Origin of the sequence: Arthrobacter sp. SO3, from assembly GCF_020532825.1 — a bacterium.
Classification (GTDB): Bacteria; Actinomycetota; Actinomycetes; order Actinomycetales; family Micrococcaceae; genus Arthrobacter.
In genome coordinates this window covers 1-3917 of the sequence record NZ_MQTS01000072.1, presented here as the reverse complement: position 1 = coordinate 3917, position 3917 = coordinate 1, and the positions used below count along the sequence as shown (strand labels likewise).

Below are 3917 nucleotides of genomic sequence, written 5' to 3'. Positions count from 1 at the left end.
GGGAGCCCCTGCCGCACGCGCTCCTCGACGAGGGCGACGGCGTCGTGCCCGGCCTTCCGATCAAAGGCGGCGTCCCGCCAGACCGGTTCCCGGCGGGTAAACCAGCTGGTGCTGGTGACGCGGGAGATTTCATCGAGCAGGCCGACGGCGGAGATGCCGCCACCGACCACGCTCACGTGCCGGCCGCGGAACTCCTCGGCGGAGACGTAATCCGCGACGTGCAGTTGCCGCCCGCGGAAGCCGGCCTGGCCCGGGTAGCTTGGCCAGAACGGCCGGGTCCAGGTGCCGGTGGCGTTGATGATGGCCCGTGCGGACCAGGCGCCGCGGGAGGTGGTGATCCGCAGCCGGCCGCCCGGGTCGTTGTCCTCCCGGGAGACGGCCCGGACCCTGACGGGTCGTTCGATGGCCAGCGCGAGTTGGTCTTCGTAACCCGCGAAGTAGCGGGTCAGGAAGCTTGAGCTGGCTTCCTTCGGGTCGACGGCGGGTTGCGGGATGCCGGGCAGGTCGCTGATGCCGTTCACGGTGGCCATCAGGAGGCTCTTCCAGCGGTGGCGCCAGGCCCCGCCGGGGCCGTCCTCGGCGTCGAGGACAATGTAGCTGTGGGCCGGGCCGCCGGCCGGGTCCCGGTCTTCGGGTCCGGTCCCGGCCGGGGCCAAGCCCCGGCGCTGCAGGTGGTAGGCGGCGGAGAGCCCGGCCTGGCCGGCGCCGATGACCACGACGTCGGCGGACCGGACCCCGCCCTCGATCCCTGCGGACATGCCGGTCAGATCTTCTTGACCACGCTGGATTTCAGCTGCATGGGACCGACGCCGTCGACCTTGCAGTCGATGTCGTGGTCTCCGACGCCGTTGACCAGCCGGATGCCCCGGACCTTGGTGCCGACCTTGATCACGGTGGAGCTGCCTTTGATTTTGAGGTCTTTGATGACCGTGACGGTGTCCCCGTCGGCGAGGATGTTGCCGACGGCGTCCTTGATCGGCTTGGGTTCCTGGTCGCCGGACTCTGCCTCCAGCACCGGTGACCACTCATGCGCGCACTCCGGGCAGACCAGGAGCGCCCCCATCTCGTAGGTGTATTCGCTGGAGCACTCGGGGCACGGGGGCAGGGTCTCATTCACGCCCCCAATATTAGTCGAGCGGGCGGGGCCCGGGCCCGCGCGGCTGCATTGCTAAACTGGCCTCTCCCCCAGCGAAGGCGGCGCCTCATGGCCGACACCCCGGTTCAGTCCCACCACGCCGGTTCCAGGCTGCGCCGTGGCCGGCGGACCGCGGGCAGGCTGCTGCTGGGCGGCTTCCTGGTCCTGGCCGGCGTCAGCCACCTCAGCTGGAACCGGGAGGCCTTCTACGCGCAGGTGCCGCCCTGGCTGCCGCTGGACAGGGACTTCGTCGTGGTCGCGTCCGGGCTGGTGGAGATCGCCCTCGGCGTGGGCCTGCTGCTGCTCAGGCGGCGCCGGGTGGCCCTCGGCTGGATTGTTGCCGCCTTCTTCGTGGCGGTCTTCCCGGGCAACATCTCGCAGTTCGCCACGGGCACCAATTCGTTTGGCCTCAATTCGGACCTGAGCCGTGGAATCCGTCTGCTCTTCCAGCCGGTGCTGGTGCTGTGGGCCCTGTGGTCCACAGGCGCGTGGCAGGCCTGGCGCGAAAGCCGGCGAACCGGCAAGTGATCCGCTGCGGGCCCGTACGTGACCCGCTGCCCGGCCGGCGGGGCTCCGCAAAACTCATGCAACGAAAAAGGAGGCCCTGCTCAATGAGCAGGGCCTCTTCGGTGGAGCTGAGGGGACTCGAACCCCTGACCCCCTGCATGCCATGCAGGTGCGCTACCAGCTGCGCCACAGCCCCGAATTTGCCAGCGGAAACCGTCCTGCGAAGGACGGTATTCCCTGAAGCAACCTGTTTATCTTAAACCACAATTCCGGTTCACGCGAATCGGCGCGCCGGTCCGGGACAAAAGCCCCGGGACACCGGTTTCTTCCGGCCTCCGGCACCGGATCGAAAAAAATCCGCCGGAATCTTTCGATTCCGGCGGATTATCCGGTGGAGCTGAGGGGACTCGAACCCCTGACCCCCTGCATGCCATGCAGGTGCGCTACCAGCTGCGCCACAGCCCCGAATTTTCGTTGCTCCGAACCCTCCAGCTAACGCTTTCGGCTCCGGCTCTTTGTCCGGATCTCTCCGAAGCAACTCAAATATCTTAGAACAGCCTTTCGGAAAATTCCAAATCGGGCATATTCCGCTTTTGCCTGCCGGCTGTTACTCCGAATCGGCTGCGGCCGCTGCCTTCGCCGAGGTGTCGTCCCCGAGCTGCAGGTCCACGACGGGGCAGTCCTTCCAGAGACGCTCCAGCGCGTAGAAGACCCGGTCTTCCTCGTGCTGGACGTGGATGACGATGTCGCCATAGTCCAGCAGGACCCAGCGGCCGCCGGAGCGGCCTTCGCGGCGGATCGGCTTGAGGTCGAACTTGGAGAGTTCCTCCTCGATGCCGTCGACGATGGCGTTGACCTGGCGCTCGGACGGTGCCGACGCGATCAGGAAGATGTCGGCCAGGGCCAGACGCTCGCTGACGTCCATCGCAATGATGTCCTCGGCAAGTTTCTCCGCGGCGGCTCGGGCGGCGTGGCGGGCTGTGGCGATGGATGATTCTGTTGCAGTCACGGGACTCCTTGTTGGGGTGAAAAAGCTTGTGTGTGGAAATGCGTGGAGAGGCCGTTCGCCAGGGCAGCGGACCATACGGGGCCAGCTAGCCGGAAAGGCCGGAGATGATCAGCGTGATGCCGGCGATCAGTGCAATCAGGCCAAGGGCCAGTACCGCCAACTGAACCATGCGGAGACGGCGTGCCCTGCCGAGGCCGGCGGTGGCCGCGTCCAGAGGTTCAAGGCCGTACGCGGCATTCGCCGCGACGGGTGCCCTGCCGGCGAAGTCATCTTCGGACCGGGCCGGGGCCGGGTTCGCCGCTGCGGGCGGCGCTGATGCCTCAGGTCCGGCGGCCGCCAGGGCTACGGCCTCGGCGCGGGCCAACACTTCGGCGCGGCCGGCCGTGGAGCCTGCACCCCGCTGGCGCGAAGACGCCGGAGGGCGCTTGCCGGACTTCCGGGGCGACTCAACCCGGGGACCCGAATTGGTCACCACCGGAACGTAGGACGTGGCAGGGCGCTTCATGACGGGCCGCTCCACGCCGGGGACCTGGACGAATTCCAGGGGGGTGACCATGGCCAGGTTGTTGGCGGTGGTCGGATCATTCCGCGCTGGTTCCGGCTTGCTGTTCTGCTCGGCCAGCTTCTGCTTGGCGGCGGCCCGGCGGTTCAGCACGGCGGCCCGCTCGGCCAGGGCGATCTGCTCCGCGAGCACGCCCGGATCGACGGCGTCGGGATCGGTTGCGTTGATGTGGTCCATCTTGGCCAGCTGGTTCTTGGCCTGCTGGGCCAGGAGTTCCCGGGCGGCCAGTGCCTGTTCCACGGTCATGCCCTCGGGACCCTGGCCGGACGGTCCGGCGGGGGCGCCGTCGGCCGTCTGCCCGGGGGCCTTGGCGCTGGCAGCAGAAGCCGGAGAGGGCGCAACTCCCGGCTGCGCAGCCGGGCCCTTGCCTGGCCGGGGAACGACCGGGGTGGCTCGGGTCCGCGGCGAGGCGGGAACGATCAGGTTGGCGGAGGTTGCCGGGGCCGTTTCCGCGGCCAGCTGCAGCAGCCGGAGCTGGCGCCGGGTGGGGGGCCCGCCGCCGGCGAGATTGCCCTCTTTTTCGGCGAGTTCCTTGATGGTGCGCAGGGTGGCGCGGTCCCGGGCGCGGACCTGCGATGACCGCTCGGAGCCGGGGGTGCTGCGGATGGCGTCCGCGGGTCCGGGAATCCGGCGGCGGCCGGTGACTTCAGCCTCGGTCGGCTCACCGGGGTCCACCGTGCCGGCGGGGGGCATGCCCCCAGGAG

Annotated in this window: 4 protein-coding genes, 2 tRNA genes and 1 pseudogene; 1 reads left to right on the top strand and 6 read right to left on the bottom strand. The window is 69.0% G+C overall.

Translation table 11 applies throughout. From position 1 onward, the window contains the following. Positions 1 to 758 (bottom strand): annotated as a pseudogene (locus BJQ90_RS07695) (NAD(P)-binding domain-containing protein); the annotation flags it as partial. Positions 759 to 763: 5 nt separating this feature from the next. Beyond that, the gene (locus tag BJQ90_RS07690; protein WP_226759705.1) at positions 764 to 1117 is read right to left on the bottom strand and encodes a zinc ribbon domain-containing protein YjdM; all 354 of its coding nucleotides are present in this window, start codon (positions 1115 to 1117) and stop codon (positions 764 to 766) included. 87 nt (positions 1118 to 1204) lie between these two features. Here BJQ90_RS07690 and BJQ90_RS07685 point away from each other — a divergent pair, with 87 nt between their 5' ends. Then, on the top strand, positions 1205 to 1663 hold the full coding sequence (locus BJQ90_RS07685) for a DoxX family membrane protein (RefSeq protein WP_226759704.1): 459 nt from the start codon (positions 1205 to 1207) through the stop codon (positions 1661 to 1663). A 102-nt stretch (positions 1664 to 1765) separates the two neighbouring features. On the opposite strand, the gene BJQ90_RS07680 is transcribed toward BJQ90_RS07685, so the two are convergent. The 4 genes from BJQ90_RS07680 to BJQ90_RS07665 all read right to left on the bottom strand — a co-directional run. After that, a tRNA-Ala gene (locus BJQ90_RS07680) sits at positions 1766 to 1838 on the bottom strand. A 196-nt stretch (positions 1839 to 2034) separates the two neighbouring features. Next, positions 2035 to 2107 (bottom strand) — tRNA-Ala (locus BJQ90_RS07675). Between the two features lie 142 nt (positions 2108 to 2249). Continuing rightward, a complete protein-coding gene (gene rsfS / locus BJQ90_RS07670) occupies positions 2250 to 2651 on the bottom strand; it encodes a ribosome silencing factor (RefSeq protein ID WP_226759703.1) in 402 nt (133 codons plus the stop codon). Positions 2652 to 2736: 85 nt separating this feature from the next. Continuing rightward, a partial coding sequence (locus BJQ90_RS07665; protein WP_413463654.1) for a hypothetical protein occupies positions 2737 to 3917 on the bottom strand: 1181 nt, incomplete at its 5' end.